Raw genomic sequence first — 2,057 nt, 5'->3', positions numbered from 1 at the left:
CCGGTACTTCGGGTTCCGATGACTGGCGTGCTCCAGTCGTTTAATTACGGCTGATCGTTACACGCATCGGCCAGCTCTGCTGGTCGATGTTGTTTACGCCCCTCCAGAATTTCGCGTACGTTGAGCCGCTTTTTGCGGCCGTCGACGGGCGCCGCTGTACAGCACGAGGAACAAGGGATGTTCGCGCCGGCCAATGAAACCCACTTTGCCCTGACCATCGAAGGGCTTTCCGCCGACTTTCAGGTATTCACCCTGACCGGCCGGGAAGCCATCAGCCAGCCTTTTGTCTTCGAGGTGGAACTGGTCAGTGAGCAGCCGTCGCTGGACCTCGAAACCCTGCTGCACAAACCGGCCTTTCTGCAGCTGTCGCCTGACGGCAGCGGCATCCATGGCCAGATCTACCGCGCCGCGCAAGGCGATTCCGGCAAGCGCCTGACCCGTTATTCGGTGACCTTGCGCCCGCAACTGGCGTACCTGGCGCACCGCATCAACCAGCGCATCTTTCAGAACCTCAGCGTGCCGAAGATCATCGGCATGGTCTTGGAAGAGCACGGCATTCAAGGCAACGCCTACGAATTCAAGACCGGCTCGATCTATCCCGAACGCATCTACTGCGTGCAATACGACGAGTCGGATCTGCACTTCATCCAGCGTCTGTGCGAGGAAGAAGGCATTCACTTCCACTTCCAGCACAGCGCCAACGCGCACAAGCTCGTTTTCGGCGATGACCAGACGGTGTTCCCGAAACTCGCCCCGGTGCCCTATCAGCAAGACTCCGGCATGGTCGCCAGCAACCCGGTGATCAAGCGTTTCGACCTGCGCCTGGAAACCCGCACCAGCCGCACCACGCGCCGCGACTACGACTTCGAAAAACCGCGCCTGACCCTGGAAAGCGAAAACCGTGGCGACGCCCTGCCCGACCTCGAAGACTACGATTACCCGGGCCGCTTCATCGACCGCGAGCGCGGCAAGCACCTGGCCAAACGCGCCCTCGAACGTCATCGCAGCGACTTCCAATTGGCGGAAGGCAAGAGTGATCAGCCGTTGCTGGTCAGCGGTCATTTCCTCGCCCTGACCGAACACCCGAAAGCCAAGTGGAACGACCTCTGGCTGCTCACTGAAGTCCTGCACGAAGGCAAGCAGCCGCAAGTGCTCGAGGAGTCGGTGACCAGCGACACCACCGCGCTCAAAGACGATTTCCACCAGGGCTACCGCAACCGCTTCCAGGCCACCCCATGGGACGTGCCCAACCGCCCGCCGCTGCGCCACCCGAAACCACGCATCCTCGGCAGCCAGAGCGCGGTGGTCACCGGCCCGAAAGGCGAAGAAATCCACTGCGACGAATACGGCCGGGTCAAAGTCCAGTTTCACTGGGACCGCGAAGGCCAGGCCGACGACAAGACCAGCTGCTGGCTGCGCGTCTCCAGCGCCTGGGCCGGCGCCCAATACGGCGGCATCGCCATCCCGCGCATCGGCATGGAAGTGCTGGTCACCTTCCTTGAAGGCGACCCCGATCAACCGCTGATCAGCGGCTGCCTGTACCACAAGGAAAACACCGTCCCCTATCCACTGCCGGCGAACAAGACCCGCAGCACCTTCAAGACCCTGAGCTCGATGGGCGGTGGCGGCTACAACGAACTGCGCATCGAAGACAAAAAAGGCCAGGAACAAATCTACCTGCACGCCCAGCGCGACTGGGACGAAAACATCGAGCACGACCAGAAAATCCGCGTCGGCAACGAACGCCACGACACCGTCGAGCAAAACAGTTACAGCGAATTCAAGGCCGAAGAACACCACACCGTCTACGCCGACCGCAAAGTCGAAACCCGCGCCAACGACCACCTCACCGTCGGCGTCAACCAGCACGTCAAGATCGGCACCGGCCAGTTCATCGACGCAGGTCAGGAAATCCACCTGAGCAGTGGCATGAAGGTGGTGATGGAAGCCGGTGCCGAACTCACGCTGGTCGGCGGCGGCAGCTTCATCAAGATCGATGCTGGCGGCGTGACCATGAGCGGGCCGGTGATCAACATGAACTCCGGCGGGAGCCCGGG

At 61.6% G+C, this 2,057-nt stretch carries 1 protein-coding gene; it reads left to right on the top strand.

What is annotated here, in order from left to right:
• Positions 1 to 177: 177 nt before the first annotated feature.
• Positions 178 to 2,057 (top strand): type VI secretion system tip protein TssI/VgrG (gene tssI / locus D6877_RS27060; protein WP_130912674.1); only part of this gene is annotated, 1,880 nt, incomplete at its 3' end.

The sequence above is a fragment of the Pseudomonas sp. Sample_9 genome (genome assembly GCF_004307535.1).
Classification (GTDB): domain Bacteria; phylum Pseudomonadota; class Gammaproteobacteria; order Pseudomonadales; family Pseudomonadaceae; genus Aquipseudomonas; species Aquipseudomonas mercuritolerans.
This window is presented reverse-complemented; position numbering and strand designations above follow the sequence as displayed.